Below are 26697 nucleotides of genomic sequence, written 5' to 3'. Positions count from 1 at the left end.
AATATACGAGAGACCTATACTCCGTTCTATCAAAGATACGGATCGATAAAGGAGCGGAATCCAACCATGACAACTGCCTATCCGTTGCCGAACCTGCAATTGGAAGAAGCGAGTATTGCCGAGCTGCAGCTTGCGATGGAGGAGGGGCGATTGACTTCGCGGGACCTGGTGCTTGCCTACCTCTCCCGAATAGCGGCATACGATAAGGTCGGACCGCGTATCAATGCCATCTTGGAAATCAATCCCGATGCGATATTCATTGCGGAGTCACTGGATGCGGAACGGGCGCGAGCCGGCGGCAGAGGGGCGCTCCATGGCATACCGGTATTGTTGAAAGACAACATCGAGACCGGCGACAACATGCGCACGAGCGCCGGATCGTTGGCGCTGGAGCAGCATGTGTGCGACCGGGACGCCTTTCTCGTGCAGCGCTTGAGAGAAGCCGGAGCCGTGATCCTGGGCAAGACCAACAACATGACCGAATGGGCCAACGGCATGTCCTCTACGATGTGGGCAGGGTACAGCTCGCGAGGCGGCCAAGTCGCGCATCCGTACGGCGATTATTTCGCAGGCGGCTCCAGCACCGGATCGGCGGCTGCCGCTGCCATGAATTTCGCGGCGGCGGCGGTAGGCACGGAAACGTCCGCTTCGATCTTAAGCCCGGCCGTGCAGATGTCGATCGTCGGCATCAAGCCGACCGTCGGCTTGATCAGCCGCACGGGAGTGATCCCGTTCACCTATTCCCAGGATACGGCAGGCCCGATGGCCAGAACGGTGGCCGACGCGGCAGCACTGCTGAACGGCTTGATCGGGCGGGACGAGCAGGATCCGGCCACCTGGCGCGATGCCGGTTCGATCGCCGATCCCGGCAGCGGTTCGGCTGACATGCGGGATTATACCGCCTATCTGGACGAAGAGGGCTTGCGCGGAGCGAGGATCGGCGTATTCAGCGAGGTGCCGGAGCATGCGCGGAACGGCGGCGAATTCGATGAATCGTTATTCTCGCAGGCGATCCGGGATATGAAGGAAGCCGGAGCCGAGGTCGTCGAGGCCATTCGGATCCCTTCCTTCCACGGGCCTTGGAAGTGGAACAAAATGAATCTTGAATTCAAGCATGCGATCGACAATTATCTGCATCGGCTTCCGGCGCATATGCCGGTTCATTCCTTGGCGGAGCTGATTCGATGGAACGAAGCGCATGAGGAGAAGGCGTTAAAATACGGTCAGGACGCCCTGGAGTATCGCGAGGGGCTGGTCAATCCGCTCGGCGGGAGCGATTACGCCCTGGAGTCGGTTCTCGACCTGCGGCGCGCGCAGAACGACGGCATCGATTACGCCCTGCGGGAATATCGCTTGGATGCCATCCTGTTCCCGGCGTATATCGGCGCCGATCTGAGCGCCAAGGCGGGCTATCCGTCCATAGCCGTTCCGGCAGGGTATCAAGCGAACGGCAGGCCGTTCGGCATTACGTTCGCCGGCACCGCGTTCAGCGAACCGGCGCTCATTCGTATCGCCTACGCGTATGAGCAGCGAACGAAGCACCGCGTGAAGCCTGAAATCCGTGCCTGACGCATTCTATTAACAGCATTAATCATATGTCGAATACCGCATTGGAGGCGCATGCCGTGAGTGAAATCATCGACTACTATTCCAGTTTCGACGAGTGGGGCAGGCTTGACCGCGAACCGCTGGAGTTCAACGTAAACTGGCATTTCATCCGGAAGCATCTGCCGAAGGAAGGGCGCGTTCTGGATAACGGGGCAGGTCCCGGCAAATACGCGATGGCATTGGCGAAGCTGGGCCTCCGCGTAACGCTGTCCGATCTGACGCCAAGGCTGGTGGATATCGCGAGAGCGAAGGCGGAGGAATTTAATCTCGTTAATCAATTTGACGATTTTCTGGTCAGAGATGCGCGGAGACTGGAAGGGCTGGCAGACGATCATTACGATGCCGCGCTCATGCTGGGGCCGCTGTATCATTTGCAGGCGGAGGATGACCGGATTCAAGCCGTCAGGGAACTGTACCGGGTTACGAAGCCGGGCGGAATCGTATTCGTCGCGGTGCGGCCGCGTATCCGCAAAATATTAACGGCCTTAATGGCTCCCGCGCAATGGAAGCCGCTGGACAATATGGCGGCCATCCAGAGCTTCAAGGAGACCGGCATATTCGATCATGCCGATCAAGGCCGGTTCACGGGAGCGTATTTCTTCAATATCGCGGATATCCAGCCGTTCTTCGAACGTCATGGCTTCGAGACGGTCTCGCTGCTGTCTTCTTCCGGCATCGGCGGGCGGTTGACGCAGGAGAATTGGGCGTATTGGCAATCGCGCGGCGAAGAGAAACAGCTAATGGAGCTGATCTATGAATCGGCTGCGGATCCGTATCTGCTGGGAGCGACGGCATCGCATTTGCTGTACATCGGGCGGAAAGCTTGACAACGCCGAATCAGTCATGGATGGGGGCGGCCATACGGGATTGAATGCTGCGGTACGGCTCATACGACTACATGAACAAACAAGAAGAGCGCAGGCATGATCATGAATCGCCCGTGCTCTTCGGTTTGATGCGCTTGAATTATGACGTGAAATCGTACGCATCGTATTTGTTCGCATTGCTTATGCTTGCCCACACATCGGTGCTTTCCCCGCCGATATACCAATAAGCACTGCCGGCGAGCGAGTAAGTATGAACGAACTCGGTTTTGCGCGTCAACGAACGGCCGTCTTCCAGCCAAATCCGGCGCTGCAGCAATGAATCAATGTACGCCGATACATATTGTCCAAGCGTATCATCCCACGCCGTCACGGCTTTATTCGCCAGTATGGCGCGATTTTGCGCGAGCAGGCTGATCTCTTCGGACGTATACGAGCCATCCTTGCCGCGCGTCCACTCGCGCGAGTACAATGGCAAAGCCAGAATGATTTTACCGGCAGCCGCTTCGCCCAGCAAGCGATCGATCCCGGTGCGCAGCCATGGCAGCGAAGAGACCGAGCCGGGCTCCGGATCCCCGTCCCAATGCTCGTCATAGCCCATCAGCACGATATAATCGGCGTTGACGGACAGCGCATGGTAATCGAACACATCGGTCCAATCTGTCCCGAAATCCGGAGAGACGTTAACGGACAAGACGGCGGGGACGGTCTTCAATTGCTGGTGAAGCGCCGTAATGAACGCCGTGAACGCGCTTCGGTCCTCGGGCATCATATTCTCGAAATCGATATTCAAGCCGTCGATGCCATTTTTCCGGACGCGTTCCGCCAATTGCAGGATGAACGCCTGACGCTTGCCCGCGTCGGACAACATCGCATGCGTCGCTTCCTGACTGGAATGGTTGCCGACCATGGCCCATACGCGCTTGCCCTGCTGCCGCGCCCAGAGGAGGAGGGAAGCGTCCGTCTGGTCCTCGAGCGCGCCGGATTGCCCAAGGAAGAACCAACGCGGCGAAACGGTGTTTACGCTTGATTGCGCGACTTGCTTCTCGAATTGAGCGGTCGTCTGCCCGTATTGCCAGCCAAGCTGAATGCTTGACGGCGGCGGCGCCTGGAGTTTCGCCTTCCAGCCTGGATACGTCCAGATCCGGTTCAGCATGACGGCCGCTTCCTGCCTGGTCATCGATGCTTGCGGGCGGAAGCGGCCTTGGTCGCCCCCCATCAATCCAATCTCCGTTAGCCTCATGACGGCGGCAGCGGCCCATGTACCGACTTGCTCCTGATCCATGTAAAGTCCCGTAGGTATGGCCGTAGAAGCCGATAAAGACTGTTTCAGCGCGCGAGCGATCATGACGGCCGCTTCTTGACGGCTGACGGGGCGATTCGGCTCGAACGAAGCAGCCGTCATGCCCTGAACGATGTTCAATTGAATCGCGGGCATCACCCATTCGTAGTACCATGCCGCCGGCGCCACGTCGCTGAATGCGGCAATCGCGCTCGTCACGGGTGCAATGCCCAGCAATCGGTCGAGCATGGTTATGAATTGCGCGCGTGTTACCGCTGTGTCCGGTTCGAACCGGCGATCGCCCATGCCCGTTATGATGTTCAGTTTCGTCATATTAACAATCGATTCCGTCGCGTAATTGCTGCGGATATCGTCATAGGGAAGAACCGATGAGGCTGCGGCGGCCGTTGCCGGGAAAGGCAGCGGCAGGGATGCCATCATAACTGCCAGCAGGCCGACGACGATCGTTTGACGGATAGACAATAATCGCAACATGGGTCTAGACTCTCACTTTCCGCTAATAATAGAGCGCATCGCATAAGCGATCTATCTATCGTAACGAATAGAAATCGGAATACCTAGACGTAATTATTGGCAGGGATGTCGATGAATTCATGCGGTGGCGTGACTTGAGTTTACATAACTAATATTATGTGCGATACGAACATCGCCTCATTTCGACCGTGTCCCGACTATCTCAATAATGTTTACATAACAATGATTATGTAATATGAAAATAAAATCTTTACAAATTCGCTGAAAAATGATTCCTTTTGCGCAACGCAACGCGGATACGAACGTTTTACATAATAAGCAAGCAACTATCCTACGCGATCGAGAAGGGGAAGAGGATCACGATGAAGAGACATCTGCCGAAATCCGCCGCGATGCTTGTGCTGGTCATGCTGCTGTCGGGGTGCGCGGGCACGTCCAGCGCGTCAAGCGACGATTATACCGCGGCAACGTTGTTCATTAAGGTTACGGCCAAGGAGCATTCGGATGATTATAAACAGAAGTGGATCGTAGCTCATAATTCCAGCATGTCGAACGCAGAGGACATCCGACTTATCGTAGACAGCAATATGGTGTGGAATCTGATCGAAGTCGGCAGCGAATATTTCGCGACCTACGAAGGCTCGGCGGCGAAGGGCTACCGTCTCAGTCAGATCAGTCATCCCGGCGATCAAGATACGATACGTTAAAGGGTCAATCTTCGCACAAAAAAGGGATGAAGCGCTCGCTTCATCCCTTTACGCTAAACTTAAACGGGCATCAATTCTTCACGTAAACCCGGAAGTAATCGAGGCTGAACTTCGCCGGGAACGTAGCGGAAGTCGGGTTGCTGTTCGGGCTGCCGCCAATCGCGAGATTGATCAGCACTTGCGGCGCCGGGCCGTACCAGAGGAAGTTGGTGCCTTTGACCATCGTGCCGTCGACCCATTTCTGGATTTCGCCTTCCTTCCAGACGAGCGAGTACGTATGGTAGTCGGCCGAGAAATCGGTGCCCGGATGCCAAACCCATTGATTCGTCATGATGTTGTAGTAATTGTCCCCTACGCCCGAGCCATGGTCGTAACCGGTCCAGTCGTAGTGGTTCTGCGTCGGAGAGTTGAAGAATTCGAAAATATCGATTTCGGATGCGGTCGAGCCCGTGCCGCCTGGCGAATACATCCAGAAGGCCGGCCAAGTGCCGACGCCGTTCGGGATTTTGGCGCGCAGCTGGAAGATATACGTCTTGCCGTTCGACGGGTAGAAGGTTTCCTTCGTCGTGATTTGGCCGCTGCTGATTCCGCCGTCATAGACGCCGCCGAGATTCGCGACTGCCGTCAAATCGAGCGAATTGGAGGTCAGGACATGGTTCGTCGCATTGATTGGTTGATAGCGCTGCCATTCGCTGTTAATGACCGTCGTGCCGGCGATGCCGTAAGCATTGAAATTGTTCGAGAGGGCGGTCAGGCTGTTCACGTTCTTCGAGGTGCCGAACGAATAGTCTTTGTAGAGCGTGTATCCGGCGAGGCTCGGACCTTCGGATGAGATCGGCGTCGTGCCGTCGGAGACGATCAGCTGCGGCGCATTGGCGCCTTCTTTGGAAGCGAACGCGACTTCGCTTCCTGCCGTAGCCTTCAAGATGATCGAATACGTCCCGTTCGCCGAAACGAGCGAGTTGACGCGGAACGAATACGTATTGCCGGCGACGAAGTTGATATTCTTGGAGTCGAGCAGGGTGCCGACGGCCGGCTGGTTATTCCAGGCCAGATTGGCCTCCGTCCACGTATTGTTGCCGGTTCCCGCATAGGCGTCAACCGTGGCCGTTCCGCCGGTGACGCAGGTCACTTTCAGGATGGCGTCTTGAATGGTACCGGCGCCGCTTGCCGTGAATTTCAGATAGGCCTTCTTGTCCTGCCCGCCGTAGACGGATAGGCTGGTCGTGGAGCTGCCCATGAATGTCGTGCCCCACATCCAGGCATCGTCGGAAGCGGTGAAAGAGAGGGATTTCGCATTGGCATCGCTGCCCCATGCGATGAAGAGCGCGGCAGCCATAACGGCGGCCATGAAGAGCTGTAACGCGGGTTTGATTCTCTTGGTCATGTCAATTCCTCCTGTTCAATGTGGCTAACGAGCGGTTGTGCAGCTTCGCCTCCTTCCCGTAGACGAATCTTCGCTGGCTGACCATGATGCAACAATCGGAAAAGCACATTCATTATATACGAAACGGAGCGGATTTACAGCGGGAATTTGGTTCGATTGGATAAATGATACAAATTAGTGCGGGTTGCGATACGCGGAAAACGACCTTGTCAATCGGTGGCAGCGTGTACTAGTAGTCCGTTAAAATGGAATTGTCTGGGGTGAGGGATTGAATCGCATTAGATTAACGGCATTAATTGCATGTATGGCGGCATTGATTGCGGCGAAAATCGCCTTTCTCGTTCATCCAAGACACACCGGCATTTCTTCGGAACAAGCCGAGCGAATTGCGCTTCGTCAAGCCGAAATGGACGGCTATGAAGACGCGAAGCTATGGACGCGGTTCCATACCGAGATAACGACGCGTTACTTCTACTCGGAATCGGATCGTAAGGACGTGCTCGTGTGGTCGGTGTACGTCGATGCCGCCGGTAATCCGCCGATCAAGAATACACCGGCCGTGATTTACTATATCAAGCGGAACAATGGCGCTGTTATAAACACGATTAATGGCATGAAAGCGGGCTCTCCGAGTAAACCACTGACCTGACCGGTTCCGCAATCCTGCTGAGGCGGTAACTGTCCGGGCGAGATTGAGCGGGTTATGGCCGAAATCCTGCCGAGGCGGCAACTTTTCAGGTGAGACAGACCGGGTGAGAGCCGAAATCCTGCTGAGGCGGTAACTGTCCGGGCGAGATTGACCGGTTCAGGACCGAAATCCTGCCGAGGCGGCAACTTTTCGGGTGAGATTGAGCGGGTCAGGGCCGAAATCCTGCCGAGGCGGCAACTTTTCGGGTGAGATTGAGCGGGTCAGGGCCGAAATCCTGCCGAGGCGGCAACTTTCCGGGTGAGATTGAGCGGGTCAGGGCCGAAATCCTGCCGAGGCGGCAGCTTTTCGGGCGAGAGTGACCGGAACTGGGCCGAAATCCTGTTGAGGCGGCAACTTTTCGGGTGAGATTGAGCGGGTCATGGCCGAAATCCTGCCGAGGCGGCAGCTTTTCGGGCGAGAGTGACCGGAACTGGGCCGAAATCCTGCCGAGGCGGCAGCTTTTCAGGTGAGACTGACCGATTCAGGGCCGAAATCCTGCCGAGGCGGCAGCTTTTCGGGTGAGACAGACCGGGTAAGAGCCGAAATCCTGCCGGGGCGGCAGCTTTCCGGGTGAGACTGACCGATTTAGGGCCGAAATCCTGCCGAGGCGGCAGCTTTTCGGGTGAGACAGACCGGGTAAGAGCCGAAATCCTGCCGGGGCGGCAGCTTTCCGGGTGAGACTGACCGATTTAGGGCCGAAATCCTGCCGAGGCGGCAGCTTTCCTGGCGAACCCTCCAAAGCCCAGCCGTCTGTTTGACGACTGGGTCGCGATACGTCCGTCGAACTTTGGAAGCGGACAGGAGATCCTTTATTCGCTTCAATACCATGGTTTTACGAGTGTTGGCGGACAGGAGATCCGTTAAATAGGCCGATTATCATGTGTTCGATGCCATTGCGAGGCAATAACGGCTCCTGTGTCCGATCGTTACTCCCAAAAGGCTGATTTCGCTAAATAACGGAACCTCAGTCCGCTTGACCCGGAGGAGGAAGGCGATCACTTCGATACATACAACGTCGACCTTGCTCGACACACAACGTCGTACTTGTGCGACATACAACGTAGTACTTGCTCGACATACAACATCGACCTTGCACGACATACAAAGTCGAACTTTCTCCACATACAACATTGACCTTGCCCGACAGCCCGCGTGCCCATAGTCCCCTTGGACGACTTCCGGGACGCCCATACATTATGGGGTAACATCCAGCTTCGCCATGTTGGACATATCATGGTAGAACACATGGCTGCCGATCACATGGATGTACATGCTCTTCGCCTGGCTCAGCGCTTCGCGATCCGTGCCGTCCGTCCGGATGCGCGTCAGTTTCTTGTTATCGCCGTAATTGCTGTAATAGATCCAATCCCCCGAGACGTTGATCGATCGCGCGTCGTCGGCGGACAGCAGCGTCAGCTTCGAGCCGTCGGTCTTCATTTTGTATAAATGCTGATCGTAGTTGAAGTAGAGCCAGTCTCCGGCGACGTTCAGCTCATTGATCGTTTTGCCGGTCAGCAGTTTCGTCTTCGACTTGCCGTCCGTGCTCATCTCGAAGAGTTTGTTGTAGTAGGACGTGTAATAAATCCGGCTGCCGCTTACGACGAGCTGGCTAATATGATCGCTGCTTAGTAACTGGGCCGTGCCGGTTCCGTCGGTCTTGATCCGATACAGAAGTCCGTCCTGCGGTCCGATATTCGAGTAGTAAACGTAGTCGCCCGCGACGTTGACGTGAAAAGCCGAAGGCGCAAGCACCTGCTTGGCTGACCCGTCGAGCTTCATCTTCGTCAGCTTCCAGCCGTCCGAGTAGTAAAGCTCGTCCCCGACAAGGTTCATATAGGCATAGAATCCGTCGGCGATCTTCGTTTTGCCGCTTCCGTCCTCGTTGACCCGGTACAGCCCTCCTTCCCGGGAAAAACTGTTATAGTAGATCGCATCGCCTTCGGCGACATAGAACCCGCTGTTGTTCAGATTCCCGGTGCTTGTACCGTTCACCGCCGCGCTCCCCGATTGTTCCGCTGCAAGGGAAGTTGTATCGACGATAAGGGCAAGGGCGGCCAACATCGCGATTAAATTTCGTTTAAGCAAGCATCTCATCTCCTTTGCCAGCCTTGCGGCCGGATATTCTGCACCCTTGACGAGTCGAGTGTTAAAAAGGTTTTGGTTTGGAGCAATTCGAATGGCAGCAAATAAATTAATGACATTAACTGTCGGCGAGGGATAAAGTATACGTAAATATAGTTATGTAAACCATACTCGCAGACGCCACATTTTCCGCCAGCGATCGCCGGACGCTCCTGCACGCAGCCGGGATACGGAAAGGAGATGCCGCCGTTCAAGGCATCATCTCCTTCCGTGTTACGAACAGCGCTATGAGGCAGCCCCCACGCGTATTGCAGCGGCTCCTTACAACAAGGATTGTTTCGCGTACTTATGTCTGTAATGCTTCTCAAGCCCGATCGAAACCCAGTACAAGGCTAGAATGAACGCGATATACGCGCCTAACGGATAAAGCAGCAGCCATTGATGGACGAACAGGTTGTCCCGTGCCTGCCCGATCAAGCCGCTCCATTCGTTCGAGCGCGATACGTATTCGACGGGGTCGAAGAACTGCGTCGTGCCGCCGACGAAGACGTTGAAGATTGCCAATTGCCCGAACAGGCCGAGCGCGAGCACGACCTCCTGCACGAACAGGACGGCGATGCTTTCCTTCAAATGCGGCCAAATATGCCGGCGGACGATCGTTCCATGGCCGGCGCCGATCGATTGAGCGGCCGTAATGAACGCTTTCTCCTTGATCAAGCCGGTCTTCGCGCGCATCGTCGAGATGACGGGCGGGATGCCGACGAGCGTCAGCACGGCGCCGATCATGAGCGTCATCGCAAGCGGCGATGCGGCGGGATTCATCGATATGCCGATCATGATCATCCAGACGATGACGAATGCGGGAATGCCGTTCAATGCGCCGGCAAGCGGAGAGCCTGCCTGCCCTTGCTTCTGTCCTTGCTCTTGACCCTGCCGAAGCCGCCTGTGGCCGGCATTGCTGCCGTAGTAGCCGAGCAGCATGCCGAGCGCGCTGCCGGCGGCCGTGCGGGCAGCGGCGATGGCTAACGCGCCGCCGATCGTGTAAGGAGCGCCGGCGAGCATTTTCGCCAGCAGATCATAGCCGTATTTATCCGTGCCGAACGGATAATCGCCGCCCGGCGGTACGGGCAGCACCTGGAGCGAGCCGCTGCCCGACTCGTCGACGGTGTAGCTGGCCTTCGCCTGATCGCTCAAGTCGTGCGGCGCCGCGAAATACGCGGCGGCAAGGCCTGCGAACAGGAGCGAAGCGAGAATGAGTCCCGCAAGCAGCGGACGGTTCAGCGTCTTAGCGCTCATCGTACGAACACCTTCTCCCAGCCGTACAGCATGACGCGCAGCAGCGCATACACGACGGCGTATATGGCCAGCAGCGTCAACAAGCCGTTGACGACCAGCCCGTACTGGTAGCCCTCGTAGGCGAACGCGTTCGAGAAGACGAGCATCGTGACGCCGTGCAGGTTATACAAATACTCGAAAATGAACAAATTGCCGAACAGAATGCCCATATACTTGTGCAGGTCCGCCTTGATATAAGGCAGCACGTTCGGCAGCGCATGGAAGAAGACCACATACGTTTTGCCGAGTCCTCGCGCCTTCGCGAAGCCGATATAGTCTTCCGTTAACGTCTGCTTCATCTGCAGCGACACGTTCCGTATCATATAATTCGCCGGAATGAGGATCGCCGTCAGCAGCGGCAGGGCGACGGCGGGATCGTCGGACGTGAAGCTGGCCACTTGGAAGACGACGAAACCGGTCTCCGACGCAATATAGACGATCGACAGCTGCAGCAGCAGGACGATGACGAAATCGGGCATGAAGCCGGTAAGCGCAATCAGGCTTCGCAGCCATCCGGCCCGCCTCGAGACGGCGAAGCAGATGCCGAGCGACACGCCGAGCGTCATGCCCGCCAAGGCGCCGAGCGCCGTATAGAAGAGCGTGACCGCCGCGCTGCTTCCGATTTCCCGCCAGAAGCCGAGCTCCGTCTTGCCGGAGAGATACCGGAAGGACGAGCCGTTCGCGTATCCGGCGAAGTATTCGCGCACGCTTGCGAGGCCGTCGCTCCATCGCAGGCTGAAGCCGCTGCCCGCAGGGCCGGCATGCAGCAGGGCGGGGAAGAGCGCGAACAGCAGCACGCAAGCGACGAGAGCGGGGAGGACAAGCGCATGCCGCGCTAGTTTCGGCATAGAATCGTTCCTTTCGCGATCTGGGATGGGAGCTCTACATCAGACAAGTATAGTCGTTATGCGAGAGAGCGCCTAGAGCGGATGCGATGGGAAAATATGACTGGGCGGGCCCGTTCAAATTGCGGCGGAAGCCGAAGGAAGGAACTCCCTGCCGAATCGCGAAATGTCATACATGCGCATTTAACGATTCATGCGCGTTCCAGTCCATTTCTCTGATTCATTCATCGATTCGCCCGTTACGCCTACAACCATCGGAAAGAGGAACATCCATGCATCTGAAGTTCGCGATTTGCGACGACGAACAGGTCGAGACGAACTATCTGTCCGCGCTTGCCGCCGGATGGGCGCAGACCCGTAACCATACGGCGGAGATCCGTACCTTCGGTTCGGCCGAAGCGTTCCTGTTTCACTATGCCGACGACAAGTCGGCCGACATTCTGCTGCTCGACATCGAGATGGGGGCGATGAACGGCATTGAGCTCGCGCATCGCATCCGCCAAGACAACGAGTCGATTCAGATTCTCTTCATCACGGGATACTCGGATTTCATGGCATATGGCTACGAGGTGTCTGCGCTGCATTACTTGATGAAGCCCGTGAACGAAGACAAGCTGTTCGACGTGCTGGACAAGGCCGTCCGACAGTCGAATAAATCCGACAAGGCGATTATGCTGACCGTCGGCGGCGAAAGCGTGCGGATCCCGCACAAGGACATTCTCTGCGTCGAGGCGATCGCGCATTCCGTCATCGTGACGACGCAGACCGGCCGATTCGAGGCGAAGCTGTCGCTATCCGAGATCGGCGGGCAACTAAGCCGCCAGGAATTCAGCCGCTGCCACCGATCCTATATCGTCGGCTTGAAATGGATCAAACGAATTACGAAAACCGATATCGTGCTGGACAACGACATGTCCGTACCGCTTGCAAGACGTTCGTACGGCGAGGTCAACCAAGCGTTTATCCGATTCTATAAGGTGGATGGTTAATGGGCCTCATGAACATGCTGTTCGGACGCATGCTGGATCGCCGGATTTCCGCCTTTCAGCATGATCTCATCCTGAAGCACTGCGACGAGGTGCAGCATATGTACAACCAGATGCGCGGCTGGCGGCACGATTATCATAATCATATCCAGACGATGAAAGCGCATTTGGCCCTCGGGCAAACCGCGGCGCTCGACGACTACTTAAATCAGCTCGACAGCGACCTGTCCGCCGTCGATACGGTGCTTCAGACCGGCAATGTGATGGTCGACGCGATTCTGAACAGCAAGCTGTCGCTTATCGCGACCAAGAGCATCGCCGTCAACGCGAAAGCCGTCGTGCCGGATAAGCTGCGCGTCTCCGAAATCGATCTGTGCGTCATGATCGGGAACTTGCTGGACAACGCCATGGAAGCGTGCTTGAAACAAGCGCTGCCGTCCAATCGGTTCATTCGCGTGTATATCGGCATTTTGAAGCAGCAGCTCTACATTTCCGTGGCGAATTCCGTCGGCGGAGACGTGATCCGCAGCGGCAAGTCGTTCCTGACGACCAAGGACAGCGACACGCACGGCTTCGGCCTGATGCGGATCGACCGGATCGCGGACAAGTATAACGGCTATGTCAATCGCCAGCACGAAGAGGGCGTATTCGCGACGGAAATCATGTTGCCTCTGTGACGATGAACGATGACATCGCCGTGCGTCGTTGATGGCGCCTGCTCCGCTAGGCGCCGCTGACGCTCCAATGATCGCTTCATCAACGGTTCCATCAACTGCTTTATCAGTCGCTTCATCAGCGGTTTCAACCGCTTCGACAACCGTTCGTGCTCGTATACAGACCGTTCGTGCGTATCTGGACTCTTGCCGCCTTCGGTTTGCTATGTTTATTGCAGGAGGTGCGTCTTATGACTAAGACCGGGCGGCATTCACCGCTGCATTCGATGTTCGGCAATCTGGCATTCCTGCTTCGCAAATCGTATCAGCTGGACAAATCGATCGTGTTCGCGACGATCGCCCATATCCCCGTCATCGTCCTACTGCCGCTGCTCGCCGCTTATTTATCCAAGAGCGTCGTCGAGCTCGTGACGGACGCTTCCGACGCAGGCACGTTGACCGTATATGTCTTGTCGATTTCCGCCGGATTGCTGGCGATGCATTGGTTGAATATGTATATCGGCGCGAAAATCCAATTTCGAGCGTTCTACAACCGGTTTCTCTACATCGGCCTGAGCATCGACAAGGTGATGAATACCGACTACGACAACATCGAGAGCAATTCCGGCCAGCATAAAATGGATAAAGCCAACAAGGCGATGGAAGGGGACGATACCGGAACGCAGCAATTCTTCGCGCAGCTCGTCAAATGCTGTTCGAACGGCATCGGCTTGCTCACGTACTCCGCCATGCTGAACTTCCTGAGCCCCTGGGTCGTCTTACTGCTGTTCGGGAGCACGGCCATTAACTATGCCGTCAACCGCGCGCATAACCACTGGGTGCAGCGAAACAAGGACAACTGGGTGCCGTTAGAGCGGAAGCTCAGTTACATCAGCAAGAAAGCCGGCGATTTCGAAGCGGCCAAAGACATGCGGATCTACGGCATGTCGGGCTGGTTCCGGCAAGTATCCAAGCGTCTGCTCGGGGAACGGCTCGGATGGAGCCGGAAGAGCGAACGGCGCGGTTTCATCGTGGATGTCTTGAACGTGACGATGACGGTCGTCAGAGACGGCGCCGCTTACGGATTCCTCCTCTATCAAGTGACGCACAACGGCATATCCGCCGCCGAATTCGTGTTCTTCTTCGCGTTGATCACGCAATATTCGGGCTGGCTGCTCGGCATTATCGACAGCTTCAACGCGCTGCATAAGACGAGTCTCGCGATCGGCGATATGCGCGACTATCTGGATATGCCCGACCGGTCCAATCGCGGAGCGGGTGCGGCGCTGCCCGACGCTTCGCCGGAGATTCGTTTCGAGAACGTCTGGTACCGTCACGACAGCAGCGACGACGCAACGATTAAGGACATTAATTTCACGATTCGGCCAGGCGAGAAAATCGCGATCGTCGGCATGAACGGCGCCGGGAAGACGACGCTCGTCAAGCTGTTATGCGGATTATACCGGCCGACGGAAGGAGCCGTCATTGCCGGGGGAAGGAATATCGCCAGCTACAACCGCGACGACTATTACAAGCTCCTGTCCGTGGTCTTCCAGGATATCTACTTAATGCCGTTCTCCATTGCGAAGAACATCGCGCTTTGCGAGGCGCATCTGATCGACCGGGAGCGGCTTGAGCACGTGCTGAAACTATCCGGCCTGCATGAGAAAGTCCAAAGCTTGCCCGAGAAGGAAGAAACGCAGCTATTGAAAAGCGTTCGCGACAACGCCATCGACTTGTCGGGCGGAGAGAAGCAGAAGCTCGCGCTCGCAAGAGCGCTGTATAAAGGCGGCTCGATCATCGTCCTTGACGAACCGACCGCGGCGCTCGATCCGATCGCCGAGAATGAAATGTATTTGAAATACAATGAGCTGACGGCTTCGGCAACGTCGATTTTCATCTCGCACCGGCTCTCCAGCACCCGCTTCTGCGACCGAATTCTGTTTCTGGAGAACGGCCGAATCGTCGAGGAAGGCTCGCATGCCGAGCTGATGGCACTGGGCGGGAAGTACGCCGGGATGTTCGAGCTGCAGAGCCACTATTACAAGGAGGCGGTAGGCGTATGAGAAGCTGGATCGCGGACATCGCCTATATCGGCAAAGGACTGATCGAGGTACGCCGCCTGCGGCCATGGCTGCTGACGCTGATCGTGTGCCGCGCGATATGCGAGGCGTTCGCGCCGTTCATCGCGATTTACATGTCGGCGCTGATCATAGACGGCATCGCCGAGGGAGAAACCTTCCGGCAGCTGATTACGCTGTTGGTCATCACGGTTCTGTCGCAGGCAGGATCGTCGCTAGTCATTCGTTATATGACGAGCCGATACAACACGATGCGATTGGAACTCAATTACCACTACGAAATGGCGCTGAGCCTGAAAATCATTGAAATGGATTATGCGAGCATCGAAGATCCGGAGACGCATCGGCTGCGGCAGAAGATGGACGAAGTACGTAATTTAAACGACGGCGGTATATGGCGGTTGATCCATTCCTTCCAGGATATGACGAAATATCTGTTCGGTATCGTGTTCTCGGTCTCGCTGACGTTATCGTTGTTTGCGACGCATGGTCATTCGGACATGACGGGCATCTACCGATGGGTAGGGTCGCCGTACTTTGCGATTCTGCTAGGCCTAGGCATCTTGGCCAACGTGATGCTGGGCATGTACGCGAATGCCACTACGTCCCAAAAATTCCTTAGAATCTTGAGCGAAACCATTCAGATCAATCGTCTGTTCGGTTATTATATGACCAATTATTTAAACGCCTATCATGCAGGCAAGGATATTCGAATCTACAATCAGCAGAAGTTGATTGCCAGCGAAGCGCGGACGATGTTCGACAACGCGGGCGTTACGCTGAACAAGATGGCGCGCAATGAAGTGAAGTACGCGACGATGACGACGATCTCCACGGTGCTCATCTCGACGCTGATCTATCTGTTCGTCGGCTTGAAGGCGCTTGCGGGCATGATCAGCGTCGGCGCAATCGTGCGATACGTCGGAAGCATCAACGAATTTACCGGCGCGTTCACCAATTTCATGAGTCAGCTGGCGCTTCTTCGCGAGAATAACGCCAATCTGAAGGTTTACTTCGATTATCTCGCGCTTCCCTCGCAGATGTATCAGGGCACGCTGCCGGTAGAGAAGCGCGCGATGTGCCTGGACGGCGACAACGAGTACGAGATCGAGTTCCGGAACGTGTCGTTCAAGTATCCCGGTTCGGAGGAATACTCGCTGCGCAATTTGTCCTTGAAGTTCCGTGTCGGAGAGCGGCTGGCCGTCGTCGGCATGAACGGCAGCGGCAAGACGACGTTCATCAAGCTGCTGTGCCGGCTGTATGATCCGACGGAAGGGGACATTTTGCTTAATGGCATTAATATTACGAAATACCAGTATGCCGAATACATGTCGATATTCTCGGTCGTATTCCAGGATTTCAAGCTGTTCTCGTTTGGCCTTGGCCAGAACGTTGCGGCCACGGTCGATTACGACAAGGCCAGCGTCGAAGCTGCCGTGACGGAAGCCGGCTTCGGCGAACGATACGGTCAACTGCCTGACGGTACGGAGACGTATCTCTACAAGGATTTCGAAGAACGGGGCATCGAACTGTCCGGCGGCGAGGAACAGAAGCTCGCGCTTGCCCGCGCGCTCTACAAGGACGCGCCGTTCATTATTCTCGACGAGCCGACGGCCGCGCTCGATCCGGTCGCCGAGTTCGAGATCTATTCGAAGTTCAACGAAATCGTCGGCGGCAAGACCGCGATCTACATTTCGCACCGTCTCTCGAGCTGCCGGTTCTGCGATAATATCGCCGTCTTCCATGAAGGCGCTTTGGTGCAAAGAGGCAGTCACGAGGCGCTTGTGGCCGATGCGGACGGGAAGTATCACGAGCTGTGGAACGCGCAGGCGCAGTATTACGTGGACTGATGATGGACGGCGCAGGCGCATTCAACAAGGAGGAGGTCATGGCATGCAGCAAGCAAACTTGAATAAATGGTGGATCGACGATCCTGCGGATCCCGGGCGATTAACGCTGCAAGATGCGGATGTCGACCGACTGGCGCAGCGAATCTCGCCCGGCGCTTCGGCCGTCGACCTTGGCGGAACGATGAGTTTGAACGTGAAGATCGAACCCGACAATCTCGTGCTGCGCATCCATCAAGCTTTCGTGAGCCGCCAACGGTTGTCCGCGGTTCAACGAATTCGAAGTCATTGCGCGGCGCAGGGGCTTGTAACGACCGAGCCGTTGTATCGAAACAACCAATCCATGTTTCGTTTCAGGAATCGATGGGCCGAGCTGGAGACCTACCTGCCGCATGAACGGCTTGCGCCGACGGCGGATGCTTACTTGTGGATGTTCGAAGCGATGGGCGTTCTGCACCTTGCATTGGAAAGGTTCGAACATCCCGTTCCGCGCCCTGTCGTCTCGACCTACGCCGCGCCGTCCACGTTGCGGCGCTGGCTCGCGACGGCCGAGTCCAAAGTCCGCGATGATGCGGACGCCCTGGTCATTGTTCGCCGCCTCCGCGATCAACTTCAGGCGCTTAACAGGCAGTGGGTCTATGCGCCGGAGCTGCCGGTGCAGCTCGTTCACGGCGACGTTCGCTTGTCGAATGTGTGCAAGGGAACGGACGGGAGGGACGTCTACTTCGATTTCGGATTTGCCGCTTACCGTCCTCGCATTCATGATGTGGCTTATGCCATCGCGTTCATGCTGCTTGCGCTGGGCGGACACAAAGAGCCGGAATCCGATGCGTGGACGCTGATCGGAGAGCTAATCAGTCGATATGAAGAGGCGGCGCGGACGACATTAACGGCCTCGGAGCGCAAAGCGCTTCTTCCCTATACGGCCGCCGTGCCGCTCTATCAGATTGTCATTGCCGGTTTAATGAACGATACGGGCGGGGAGCTGCGCGGGAAGCTGCATTTTCTGCGGCTTGGGGAGCTGCTGCTGAAGCATCCGGATGCAATCCGCTGCTAGAACCGGTTGCCGGATTGTTCAAACGAGTTCCGATGGAATGTATTTGTGATGGCCGTCTCGTACGACTTCGTCGAAGAGGTTATCCTTTTGTTTCGGCTGCTGAGGCTGTTGTTGCTGAAGCAGCTGAGCTACGATTTTGTCCAAGTCTCCGAGCGTTACCGGTTTTGCATGATTCATCAGCTCATAGCCGATTTCCCCGCTCATTTCGATGGTAGCCGTTTTGATATCCGTGAAAGAAATAATTCCCTTTTCCCTCAATTTTGCTTCTAATTGGTCAACGGACATGCGCAGCTTCTTAAGGTTTGCCGTAAGAATTTGCCCATTCTTGATCACTAGCGTCGCTTCGCCCATGACCCACTTCTCGATCCGATTGAACTTGATGGCAAGAAACTGAATCGTTAATAAGAGCGTTACGAAAATACACAGCGTAATGATTGTCCTCAACAAGCCGTCTCCCCGAACGGCGTGCCCGATCATAGAGGCCATGGATAAAAGGGTAATGATCTCAAGGCCGGTCATTTCGCCCGCCGTTTTTTTGCCGATGATTCGTTGCAGGCAGTATCCGATCAATAAGACGGTCACTGCTTCCCAGATAAAATTCGGATTCATTTGATCCCTCCGCGAGCTCATCGCAATTGCTTGCAAGATGCTGGTATGTAAACGCAAATAACGGCATGGCAAACCTGCCTGTATTGTTTGCTGCCATATATGGATTTATTCGTAAGGATGGCGCTATGCCGAGTAGAAGAACTGTTCGGCGCATGCTATGGATTGACATGGATTGTCAATTTTCCAGAGATGTACATACTCCTTTGGGGAGAATCGGGCCAAGAACGTGCTCGCCGCCGGTCCGTTCGGTTACGTCTGTGGGGCGGCAGGAGCAGGGGATACGCATCGCGGCAATATAGAAGCTTTTCAACATTACCGGATCCGGCCAAGGGTTTGCTGCGATATTACGAAACGCGACCTATCGGTATCGATTTTCGGAACCCGCTTCCCGGTTCCGTTCCTGCTGGCGCCGATCGGGGTCAATACGATTCTTCATCCCGACGGCGAACTGGGCCCCGCCAGAGCCGCGGCAAAGCTGGGCGTTCCTTATATCCTCAGCAATGTCTCCAGCGTTCCGATGGAGAAGGTGGCCGAAGCGATGGGAGATGGGATCAGATGGTTCCAGCTCTATCCTCCGAAAGACCAAGAGCTTACCAAAAGCTTTCTGAAACGCGCGGAGGATTCCGGATTCAAGGCCATCGTCGTCACGGTCGATTCGACCATCCTCGGCTGGCGCGAGACCGATCTGCAGAACGCCTACTTACCGTTTCTGACCGGACAAGGCATGGGGATTTATTTTACCGATCCCGTCTTTTGCTCGAAGTTGAGGGAAGCGCCTCATAACAACGTGAAAGAAGCCGCATTGAAAGCGCTGGAGGAAGGCAACAACACCTGTTTTACGTGGAAGGAGCTTGCTTTCATTCGTGAACAAACCCGTCTGCCTCTGCTCATCAAGGGAACTACCCATCCGGACGATGCGTTATTGGCTATGGAGCATGGCGTCGACGGTATTATCGTTTCGAATCACGGCGGCCGGCAGCTCGACGGCGCCGTAGCGACGTTGGAAGCCTTGCCTGCCATCGTTGAATCGATACAAGGGAAAATCCCGATTATCATGGATGGCGGCATTCGCAGGGGGGCGGATATTCTAAAAGCGATCGCGCTTGGCGCCGCTGCCGTGCTCATCGGCCGCCCGTACGCATACGCTCTCGCCGTCGCGGGAAAATCGGAGGTAGAGGAAGTGATCAAGCATCTGATCGCAGAGACTGAACTGCAGCTGGCGATATCCGGGCGGAGCAGCAAGAATGACGTTAATCCATCCTTACTTATGAAAGTGAAATGACATCATAGAGCGGCAAGCGGCGGCAGGATCGTACGGACGGCGTAAACACTTCCATTCGCGAACCCAAACCTACCGATTTCAATCCAGTAACGGATTCTGTGTCCGTTGCCCATGAAGACGATCCAGCCGGCATGGGCAAATTCGAAGAACCGAGTACTTTCTCGACAACAGCCTGAAGAAGCGTCTAACCAACGCTTCTATTCTATGCTATAATAAGTGCGCAAAATCAGTGTTTTGCGCACTTTCAAATGTAAGCCGCCTAATCGGACATTATTTGATCCTAGCTTTGCCTAATTCGAGCAAAAACGCGAGGTGTTTATGGGATGCCGAACCATCACGAGCTGGATGAAGTATACGGGGCGCAGACGCGCGCTTTTCGAATCTGGATGAAGCAAGCCGGGTACACCGATACGACGCAGAAGGAATACATGCGGGAGGTGTACGCGTACCTGCATTCGCTGGACGAGCTTGCCGTGGAGCAGGCGGGGAAAATGCATGTCATCTCGTTCCTCGTCTCCAAGCAGCAAGCGACGGGCGACCGTACGCGCAACCGGACATTGTCCGCGATCCGCTCGTTCTATGCGGCGTTGATCGATTTCGAGATGACCGCCCGCAATCCGGCGATGGAAGTGAAGAAATCGAAGACGGAGAAGAACAAGAAGCCCGTCTATCTCGAAGAAGAAGAGCTTGCCTTGAGCTTGGCGTTCATCGATGGCCGTTACCGGAACCGCAATTTGGCGATTTTCCTCTTGATGAGTTATTGCGGGCTGCGCGTCGGCGAAGTGCATCGGTTAAACCGCAGCGATTACAAGAAGGCGAAGGGAACGATCGAGGTATTCGGAAAAGGGCGCAAGTGGAACGAGATTCCCGTGCCCGAGGCGCTGGCGGCGATGCTGACGGAGGTCGAACGGGAGCGGATCGAACCGTACCGGGAGAAGGAGGACGCGTTCTTCGTCTCGCAGAAGGGGAAACGGCTGTCCATCCGCCAAATCCAGAAGATCGCCGGGCAAACGTTCGAGGCGTTCAAGCGGCAGTATCCGAAGCTTGCCGACATGAAGCTGTCCTGCCATAAGCTTCGGCATACGTTCGCGACGATGCTGCTGCGCAACGGCGTCGACATTCGGGTCGTGAAGGAATTGATGGGCCATGCATCCATCGAGACGACGATGATCTATACGCATGTCAACGATCAGCAGAAGAAGCAGGCGATGTCGACGATCAACATTCCGCTGCATGCCATCGGCTGAGCCGCGGCAAGCGTAAAGCCGCTAAACGAAGGCCGGCATGGAACGAGGGGACTACATAGAACGAGAGGCATGGAAAGCAAGGCCGGCGGTCAAATGGACCGCCGGCTTTTTTGGCGTTGGCGTGACATCAAGGTGACGTATCATCAAGGCAGGATCGTAATGAAGGAGGCTCGCGGGACCGCAGACGATCGGATAGGCGGGCGGCCGCTGCATCATTTAACGGCATTAACATATTATTTTCACAAAAGTATTGACGTATTGTAAATAATAGGTTAAATTCTTAAAAGTCAACTATCTTACTCAGTAAGATATTTAAGAAGAAAGGTATTCGGCATCATTCGCGGATGATCCGATCGGAAAGGGATGAGGATCGCTGTGTCGGACGGCAAAGAAGCCAAGCTTGCAGAGCTGCAGCTGCTCATGGAACGGTGGTTCCAGCGGGCGAAGAACCGGATGAAAACATTGGAGAACCCGTTCAATTTGGCGAACGGCCACATTTTCGTCCTGATGCATATGTATCGGGTCGGAACGTGCAAAGTCAACGACGCCGCCCGAATGCTCGGCATCACCTCGGGCGCGGCTACCGGGCTGACCGATAAGCTCGTCACGCTCGGCTTGGTCGAACGAACCCGCCAGGAAGAAGACCGCCGGGTCGTGAAGCTCAGCTTGACCGCGCAGGGCAAGGACACGGTCGAACAGACGTGGAAGCAGCGGCGCGAATGGTTTACAAGCATTGTCGGACGGCTGGACGATTCGCAGATCGATATCGTCTTGAATGCGTTCACGCTGTTGTATCGCATGCTTGACGATAACCAAGACCAACAGAACAAGGAAGTGGAACGATGACAAACATTAGTCCTAGGCAAATCCGCTGGATCGTGACCGGACTCATGCTCGGCTTGCTGCTCGGATCGCTCGACCAGACGATCGTCTCGACGGCCATGCCGCATGTAATTGCGGAATTGAACGGTTTCAGCTTGTACAGCTGGGTATTTACGATTTATATGCTGACATCGACGACGGCCGTGCCGATCTTCGGCAAGCTGGCGGATTTGTTCGGCAGACGGCTCGTTTATTTGATCGGGATGGGGCTGTTCCTCATCGGCTCCGCGCTTTGCGGCCTGTCCCATGACATGACGCAGCTGATCATTTTCCGGGCGATCCAGGGGATCGGCGCAGGAGCGCTGATGCCGATCGCGATGACGATTATCGGCGATATTTTCCCGCCGGACCGCCGGGGCAAGATGCAAGGTATTTTCGGCGCGGTTTTCGGCTTATCCAGCGTTATCGGCCCGGCCGTCGGCGGCTTCATCGTCGACCATATGGCATGGCAGTGGATTTTCTACATTAACCTGCCGTTCGGCATTTTCGCGGCGATCATTCTCTCGATTGCGCTCAAAGAATCCAAAGGCACGGAGAAGAAATCGATCGACTGGGGCGGCGCATCGACGCTTACCGGCGCGATCGTCGCGTTCCTGCTCGCGATCGAGATGGGCGGCAGCGGTTCGTCCGACGGCGGCATGAAGCATTACGCATGGGGCTCGCCGCAAATTCTCGGCCTGTTCGGCGCCGCGCTGGTGCTCATTCTGTTGTTCCTGTGGATCGAATCCAAGGTGAAGGAACCGATCATTCCGCTGAAGCTGTTCGCGAACCGCTCCATCTCGGTATCGAGCATCGTCGGCTTCCTGATGGGGATGGGGATGTTCGGCGCCATCACGTACATTCCGCTATTCTCGCAAGCGGTCATCGGCACGTCGGCATCGCACTCCGGCTACATCCTGACGCCGCTCATGCTGTCGCTCATTCTGTCGAGCATCATCGGCGGCCGTCTCATTACGAAATTCAGCTACCGCTCGATCGTTATGACGTCGATGGCGATCATGACGGTCGGCTATCTGCTCATGTCGCAAATGGGCACCGGCACGAGCAGCTTCGAGCTGGTGCTGTACATGATCGTCGTCGGTCTCGGCATGGGCGCCTTGATGCCCGTGCTGACCATCGCCGCGCAAAGCGCGGTCGGCCATGAATTGCGCGGCGTCGCCACGTCGACGACGCAGTTCACGCGGTCCATCGGCGGCACGGTCGGCGTCGCGATCATGGGCGTCATCATGTCAAGCCGGATGACCGACGGCATCGCCGACATTCGCAGCGACTTCGCGGACATCCCGGCAGATCAGCTGAATCAGCTTGCGAATCCGCAGGCGCTGCTGCAGCCGGAAGTGAAGGCGACGATCCCCGCCAAGCTGCTTGGCGCGCTGCAATCGATTCTAAGCGACGCCATTACGTCGGTGTTCGTGATCGGCATTATCGTTGTGCTGCTCGGTCTGATCTCCGCTTTCTTCTACGGCAAGCTGCGGATGCCCAAGCGCGAAGCCGGAGCGGCTCCGGTCAAGGCCGCAGTGGATATGCACTAATGGATTCCCGATAATAGCATGCGAAACCAAGTCTCCTGCGAGGCTTGGTTTTTGCTATCCCGCCGATTATCGCCGCCGGTAGTTACGTAAAGGATAGTAGCTAATACTGAAGTGCGTACTTCCACAGCGGCCGTTTCTTGGCTATAGTGTGGAAAGAATACATATTACGAATTCATAATAGGGAGTGGACAGTATGGAATACCGCGTTCTTGGTCGTTCCGGATTACGGGTAAGCGAGGTTAGTTTGGGCTGCTGGGCCATCGGCGGTCCGTCATGGCGCGACGGGGAAGCGGTCGGCTGGTCGGGCAATGACGACAACGCGTCGCTGGCCGGCTTGAAGCGTGCGTTCGAGCTGGGCATTAATCATTTCGACACGGCGGACGTGTATGGCGACGGCCATTCGGAGCGCGTCATCGGCCGGTTCCTGAAGGAGGTTCCGCGCGATCAAGTCGTCATCGCCTCTAAGGTCGGCTGGTTCCGCGGCACGGCGCCGAACGCGATGCAGCCGATTCATATTCGTCATCAGCTGGAGCAATCGCTGATGAATTTGGGCACGGACTACCTCGATCTTCATTTCTTCCATAATACGAATTTCGGTCCGGACGACCTGTACCTGGAGGAAGCGGCCGACACGATGCGCCAGCTGCAGAAGGAAGGCAAGGTCCGGGTCATCGGGCAGTCCGGCTACGGCTACCGCGACTTCATGCGCGTCTGCCCGGTTACGCGGCCGGACGTGCTCCAGTTTCACTACAATGCGTTCGGCAACGAGTTCGACAAGCCGGACACGAACTTGTTCCGCTGGGCGGACGAGCAGAACATCGGCATGGTGCTGTTCGGACCGCTTGCGCAAGGCTTGCTGCTCGACAAATTCGATCCGGAGAACCCGCCGCAATTCGGCGACGGCGATATCCGGGCTTCCAATTCATCGTATACGAAGGAGCGCCTGCTCGAAATCCGCCGCCGGCTGACGCCGATCAAGGAACGGTTCGGCACGGACGTACAGGATCTGGTACGGGTCGCGATTCAGTACGCCCTGGCGCAATCGCCGAACGCCTGCGTCATTCCGGGCTTCAAGAACGCGAAACAGGTGGAATCCAATGCGCAGAGCGCGGGCAAGCCGCTCAGCGCGGAAGATGCGGCGTTCATTCGCAGCGTGATTCAAGGGGCTTAAGGACATCCAAGCCAGCGCTCAACTCGTGATCAACAAGCTGTCAGCACGTGATCCGGCAAGGGAGCCGCTGATAGAGTCGTCAGCGGCTCGGTATATAAATACCAGGTTGGATGGTTCGGAGCAAATCGAATCGCAGACCTCGGACAGTCCCGGCAGCATGAGCGCACGACCGCACGAGCGCATGACCGCACGATCATACGACCGCATGACCGCATGACCGCTCAAGCAAGGCAGCGGACAGAAGATCCGCTATTCGCTTCTTTTAACGACTTATTGTTAGCTGGCGGACAGGAGTCGACAAATGCCATATTTTCGTCCTGGACGATAATGAAATCGGCCAATCGTTCTGGCGCCGTATGGGCTGGAACAAACGCGGCGGATTCGCTGTCTATTCGACGGACATATAGGGCGATAAGCTTGTTTGCGGTTTGAATGACCGGACGAGCAAATGCTGCTTCCAGAAGGTCGAGAAACCGTATGCGGCTCGATATAATTAACAAGATTAATTCGTTGAACGTGCCGTACGTCCGTCCAAACGAGGATTGACAGACACCGACCGCAGGTATAAGGTTGAAGGAACAATTCCATGACCTGATTATGCCGATGATGAGCATCCAACTCGGAGGCGTTTCCGTCAAGAGCATCGATTGTTCCGTCGATGCTCCTAAGTTTACCGGCCCCGCCCGTTATCGCGGAACCAAGCGGATCGAACCCGAAGCGGTTTGATCAAGTTGGGTGGCACCGCGAGCGAACGCTCCTCGTCCCAATAAGACGAGGGGCGTTTTTGCGTTTTCGCAAAGGGAGAGGAAGATGTCCATTGGAACGGATTCATAATTTCAATCCGGGGCCGGCAGCTCTGCCGCTGGAGGTGCTGCGGCAGGCGCAGCGGCAATTGATCGACTATAGGCACGGCGGCATGTCGATCATGGAAATGTCCCATCGCAGCTCCGATGTGGAACGGCTGTTCGAAGAAACCGGGCAGCTGCTGCTGAAGCTGCTCGGGTTGGACGCGAGTTACACGGTCCTGACGATGGGCGGCGGAGCGAGCATGCAGTTCGCGATGCTGCCGCTGAACGCGAAGGAGTCGGGGAAAGCCGGAGGATATGTCGTATCCGGCAGCTTCTCGGAGAAGGCGTACCAGGAAGCGCGCTTCGTTGGCGATGCAACCGTGCTGGCCAGCAGCAAGAACGCGAACTGGCGCACGCTTCCCGCGGTAGACGATCTGCCATTGGACCCGGCTATGGCGTATGTCCACATGACGACGAATAACACGATCGAGGGTTCGCAGTTTCGGCACTTCCCCGACACCGGGGCCGTCCCGTTGATCGGGGATATGACGAGCGATATGTTAAGCCGGGTCATCGACTACAGACGGTTTGCGATGTGCTACGCATCCGCTCAAAAAAATCTCGGTCCCGCCGGCGTTACGGTCGCGGTCGTCCGCAAGGATCTCCTGGACGTCTTCGCCAAAGTTCGACAGCTCCCGTCCATACTTAGATACAGCACGTACGCTCAGCATAAATCCATGTACAATACGCCGCCCGTCCATGCCGTATACATGATGAAGCTCGTCCTGGAATGGACGGAGCGACAGGGGGGGATAGCGGCGATCGAGCAGGAGAATCGCCGCAAAGCGGAGCTGATCTACGGCGTCATCGATCAGAGCGACGGGTTCTACGACGGCTTGATCGCGAAGTCCGACCGTTCGATGATGAATATGACCTGGCGCATGGCGGACGAGGCGATGGAGAAGCGTTTCGTGCTGGAATCGGAAGCGAACGGCTTCGACGGATTGGCGGGCCATCGCAGCGTCGGCGGAATACGCGCCTCGGCATATAATGCGGTACCTTATACAGCGTGCAAGGCGCTTGCCGAGTTCATGCTCGACTTCCGCCAACGTAACGGTTAACCGGTTTTATGCTCTGCTTCCGCCGACGTAACGGTTAACCGATGTCATGCTCTGCTTCCGCCAACTAACGGCTAACCGAGTTCATGCTCGACTTCCGCCGACGTAACGGTTAATTGAAATCCCGCAGGACTTGCCTGCGGGATTTTCGTCGTTCTCGGGGCGAATACGGATATCGACGGCGTCTTGGA

21 protein-coding genes are annotated in these 26697 nt (G+C 56.2%); 15 read left to right on the top strand and 6 right to left on the bottom strand.

Annotated elements, in window-relative coordinates:
• Positions 1–66 precede the first annotated feature (66 nt).
• Together GXP70_RS16640 and GXP70_RS16635 are read left to right on the top strand one after the other, a co-directional pair.
• A complete protein-coding gene (locus tag GXP70_RS16640; protein WP_162357864.1) occupies positions 67–1569 on the top strand; it encodes an amidase family protein in 1503 nt (500 codons plus the stop codon).
• A gap of 56 nt (positions 1570–1625) precedes the next feature.
• Positions 1626–2435 (top strand): class I SAM-dependent methyltransferase, encoded by an 810-nt coding sequence (locus GXP70_RS16635; protein WP_162357863.1) that lies wholly within the window; start codon positions 1626–1628, stop codon positions 2433–2435.
• Between the two features lie 139 nt (positions 2436–2574).
• Here GXP70_RS16635 and GXP70_RS16630 read toward each other — a convergent pair whose 3' ends face one another.
• A complete protein-coding gene (locus GXP70_RS16630) occupies positions 2575–4209 on the bottom strand; it encodes an S-layer homology domain-containing protein (protein WP_162357862.1) in 1635 nt (544 codons plus the stop codon).
• Positions 4210–4571: 362 nt separating this feature from the next.
• On the opposite strand from GXP70_RS16630, the gene GXP70_RS16625 reads away from it, so the two are divergent.
• On the top strand, positions 4572–4916 hold the full coding sequence (locus GXP70_RS16625; protein WP_162357861.1) for a hypothetical protein: 345 nt from the start codon (positions 4572–4574) through the stop codon (positions 4914–4916).
• A gap of 70 nt (positions 4917–4986) precedes the next feature.
• Here GXP70_RS16625 and GXP70_RS16620 read toward each other — a convergent pair whose 3' ends face one another.
• Entirely contained in the window at positions 4987–6303 is a 1317-nt protein-coding gene (locus GXP70_RS16620; RefSeq protein ID WP_162357860.1) for a glycoside hydrolase family 16 protein, read from the bottom strand.
• A gap of 304 nt (positions 6304–6607) precedes the next feature.
• Between GXP70_RS16620 and GXP70_RS16615 the strand changes: the two genes are divergently transcribed.
• Complete coding sequence (locus GXP70_RS16615; RefSeq protein WP_162357859.1) at positions 6608–6952, top strand: hypothetical protein; 345 nt, start codon at positions 6608–6610, stop codon at positions 6950–6952.
• Positions 6953–8185: 1233 nt separating this feature from the next.
• Here the strand turns inward: GXP70_RS16615 and GXP70_RS16610 are convergent.
• The 3 genes from GXP70_RS16610 to GXP70_RS16600 all read right to left on the bottom strand — a co-directional run bounded on the left by GXP70_RS16610 (position 8186) and on the right by GXP70_RS16600 (position 11256).
• Positions 8186–9076: a DUF5050 domain-containing protein gene (locus GXP70_RS16610; protein ID WP_162357858.1), complete on the bottom strand. Its 891-nt coding sequence runs from the start codon at positions 9074–9076 to the stop codon at positions 8186–8188.
• A gap of 318 nt (positions 9077–9394) precedes the next feature.
• Positions 9395–10369: an ABC transporter permease subunit gene (locus GXP70_RS16605; RefSeq protein WP_162357857.1), complete on the bottom strand. Its 975-nt coding sequence runs from the start codon at positions 10367–10369 to the stop codon at positions 9395–9397.
• Positions 10366–11256, bottom strand: coding sequence for an ABC transporter permease subunit (locus GXP70_RS16600; RefSeq protein WP_162357856.1), 891 nt, complete (start codon positions 11254–11256; stop codon positions 10366–10368). Before GXP70_RS16600 ends, GXP70_RS16605 begins: the two co-directional genes overlap by 4 nt.
• A gap of 269 nt (positions 11257–11525) precedes the next feature.
• Between GXP70_RS16600 and GXP70_RS16595 the strand changes: the two genes are divergently transcribed.
• From GXP70_RS16595 to GXP70_RS16575, 5 genes are all read left to right on the top strand, one after another.
• On the top strand, positions 11526–12242 hold the full coding sequence (locus tag GXP70_RS16595) for a LytR/AlgR family response regulator transcription factor (RefSeq protein ID WP_162357855.1): 717 nt from the start codon (positions 11526–11528) through the stop codon (positions 12240–12242).
• Positions 12242–12916 (top strand): sensor histidine kinase, encoded by a 675-nt coding sequence (locus tag GXP70_RS16590; protein WP_162357854.1) that lies wholly within the window; start codon positions 12242–12244, stop codon positions 12914–12916. Before GXP70_RS16595 ends, GXP70_RS16590 begins: the two co-directional genes overlap by 1 nt.
• A 227-nt stretch (positions 12917–13143) precedes the next feature.
• The gene (locus GXP70_RS16585; RefSeq protein WP_162357853.1) at positions 13144–14958 is read left to right on the top strand and encodes an ABC transporter ATP-binding protein; all 1815 of its coding nucleotides are present in this window, start codon (positions 13144–13146) and stop codon (positions 14956–14958) included.
• Positions 14955–16823: an ABC transporter ATP-binding protein gene (locus GXP70_RS16580; RefSeq protein ID WP_225442445.1), complete on the top strand. Its 1869-nt coding sequence runs from the start codon at positions 14955–14957 to the stop codon at positions 16821–16823. Before GXP70_RS16585 ends, GXP70_RS16580 begins: the two co-directional genes overlap by 4 nt.
• A 43-nt stretch (positions 16824–16866) precedes the next feature.
• Positions 16867–17877, top strand: a complete 1011-nt coding sequence (locus tag GXP70_RS16575; protein ID WP_162357852.1) for a phosphotransferase enzyme family protein — start codon at positions 16867–16869, stop codon at positions 17875–17877.
• 18 nt (positions 17878–17895) lie between these two features.
• Here the strand turns inward: GXP70_RS16575 and GXP70_RS16570 are convergent, their stop codons facing one another.
• Positions 17896–18486, bottom strand: a complete 591-nt coding sequence (locus GXP70_RS16570; RefSeq protein WP_162357851.1) for a DUF421 domain-containing protein — start codon at positions 18484–18486, stop codon at positions 17896–17898.
• Between the two features lie 172 nt (positions 18487–18658).
• Between GXP70_RS16570 and GXP70_RS16565 the strand changes: the two genes are divergently transcribed.
• The 6 genes from GXP70_RS16565 to serC all read left to right on the top strand — a co-directional run bounded on the left by GXP70_RS16565 (position 18659) and on the right by serC (position 26509).
• Entirely contained in the window at positions 18659–19768 is a 1110-nt protein-coding gene (locus GXP70_RS16565) for an alpha-hydroxy-acid oxidizing protein (RefSeq protein ID WP_162357850.1), read from the top strand.
• Positions 19769–20091: 323 nt separating this feature from the next.
• The gene (locus tag GXP70_RS16560) at positions 20092–21015 is read left to right on the top strand and encodes a tyrosine-type recombinase/integrase (protein ID WP_162357849.1); all 924 of its coding nucleotides are present in this window, start codon (positions 20092–20094) and stop codon (positions 21013–21015) included.
• 375 nt (positions 21016–21390) lie between these two features.
• Positions 21391–21861 carry a MarR family winged helix-turn-helix transcriptional regulator gene (locus GXP70_RS16555; protein ID WP_162357848.1) on the top strand — a complete coding sequence of 157 codons (471 nt, stop codon included), beginning with the start codon at positions 21391–21393 and terminating at the stop codon, positions 21859–21861.
• A complete protein-coding gene (locus tag GXP70_RS16550; RefSeq protein WP_162357847.1) occupies positions 21858–23429 on the top strand; it encodes an MDR family MFS transporter in 1572 nt (523 codons plus the stop codon). Before GXP70_RS16555 ends, GXP70_RS16550 begins: the two co-directional genes overlap by 4 nt.
• Before the next feature lie 193 nt (positions 23430–23622).
• On the top strand, positions 23623–24600 hold the full coding sequence (locus GXP70_RS16545; RefSeq protein ID WP_162357846.1) for an aldo/keto reductase: 978 nt from the start codon (positions 23623–23625) through the stop codon (positions 24598–24600).
• 817 nt (positions 24601–25417) lie between these two features.
• Positions 25418–26509, top strand: a complete 1092-nt coding sequence (gene serC / locus GXP70_RS16540) for a 3-phosphoserine/phosphohydroxythreonine transaminase (RefSeq protein WP_225442444.1) — start codon at positions 25418–25420, stop codon at positions 26507–26509.
• Positions 26510–26697 lie beyond the last annotated feature (188 nt).

This window comes from Paenibacillus lycopersici, assembly GCF_010119935.1.
GTDB classification, from domain to species: Bacteria; Bacillota; Bacilli; order Paenibacillales; family Paenibacillaceae; genus Paenibacillus_Z; species Paenibacillus_Z lycopersici.
This window is presented reverse-complemented; position numbering and strand designations above follow the sequence as displayed.

Excerpts from the sequence above, each read along its gene's own strand:
- GXP70_RS16640 (WP_162357864.1), top strand. The coding sequence starts at position 67 with ATGACAACTGCCTATCCGTTGCCGAACCTGCAATTGGAAGAAGCGAGT.
- GXP70_RS16630 (WP_162357862.1), bottom strand. The coding sequence starts at position 4,209 with ATGTTGCGATTATTGTCTATCCGTCAAACGATCGTCGTCGGCCTGCTG.
- GXP70_RS16625 (WP_162357861.1), top strand. The coding sequence starts at position 4,572 with ATGAAGAGACATCTGCCGAAATCCGCCGCGATGCTTGTGCTGGTCATG.
- GXP70_RS16620 (WP_162357860.1), bottom strand. The coding sequence starts at position 6,303 with ATGACCAAGAGAATCAAACCCGCGTTACAGCTCTTCATGGCCGCCGTT.
- GXP70_RS16615 (WP_162357859.1), top strand. The coding sequence starts at position 6,608 with ATGGCGGCATTGATTGCGGCGAAAATCGCCTTTCTCGTTCATCCAAGA.
- GXP70_RS16605 (WP_162357857.1), bottom strand. The coding sequence starts at position 10,369 with ATGAGCGCTAAGACGCTGAACCGTCCGCTGCTTGCGGGACTCATTCTC.
- GXP70_RS16600 (WP_162357856.1), bottom strand. The coding sequence starts at position 11,256 with ATGCCGAAACTAGCGCGGCATGCGCTTGTCCTCCCCGCTCTCGTCGCT.
- GXP70_RS16595 (WP_162357855.1), top strand. The coding sequence starts at position 11,526 with ATGCATCTGAAGTTCGCGATTTGCGACGACGAACAGGTCGAGACGAAC.
- GXP70_RS16590 (WP_162357854.1), top strand. The coding sequence starts at position 12,242 with ATGGGCCTCATGAACATGCTGTTCGGACGCATGCTGGATCGCCGGATT.
- GXP70_RS16585 (WP_162357853.1), top strand. The coding sequence starts at position 13,144 with ATGACTAAGACCGGGCGGCATTCACCGCTGCATTCGATGTTCGGCAAT.
- GXP70_RS16580 (WP_225442445.1), top strand. The coding sequence starts at position 14,955 with ATGAGAAGCTGGATCGCGGACATCGCCTATATCGGCAAAGGACTGATC.
- GXP70_RS16575 (WP_162357852.1), top strand. The coding sequence starts at position 16,867 with ATGCAGCAAGCAAACTTGAATAAATGGTGGATCGACGATCCTGCGGAT.
- GXP70_RS16570 (WP_162357851.1), bottom strand. The coding sequence starts at position 18,486 with ATGAATCCGAATTTTATCTGGGAAGCAGTGACCGTCTTATTGATCGGA.
- GXP70_RS16560 (WP_162357849.1), top strand. The coding sequence starts at position 20,092 with ATGCCGAACCATCACGAGCTGGATGAAGTATACGGGGCGCAGACGCGC.
- GXP70_RS16550 (WP_162357847.1), top strand. The coding sequence starts at position 21,858 with ATGACAAACATTAGTCCTAGGCAAATCCGCTGGATCGTGACCGGACTC.
- GXP70_RS16545 (WP_162357846.1), top strand. The coding sequence starts at position 23,623 with ATGGAATACCGCGTTCTTGGTCGTTCCGGATTACGGGTAAGCGAGGTT.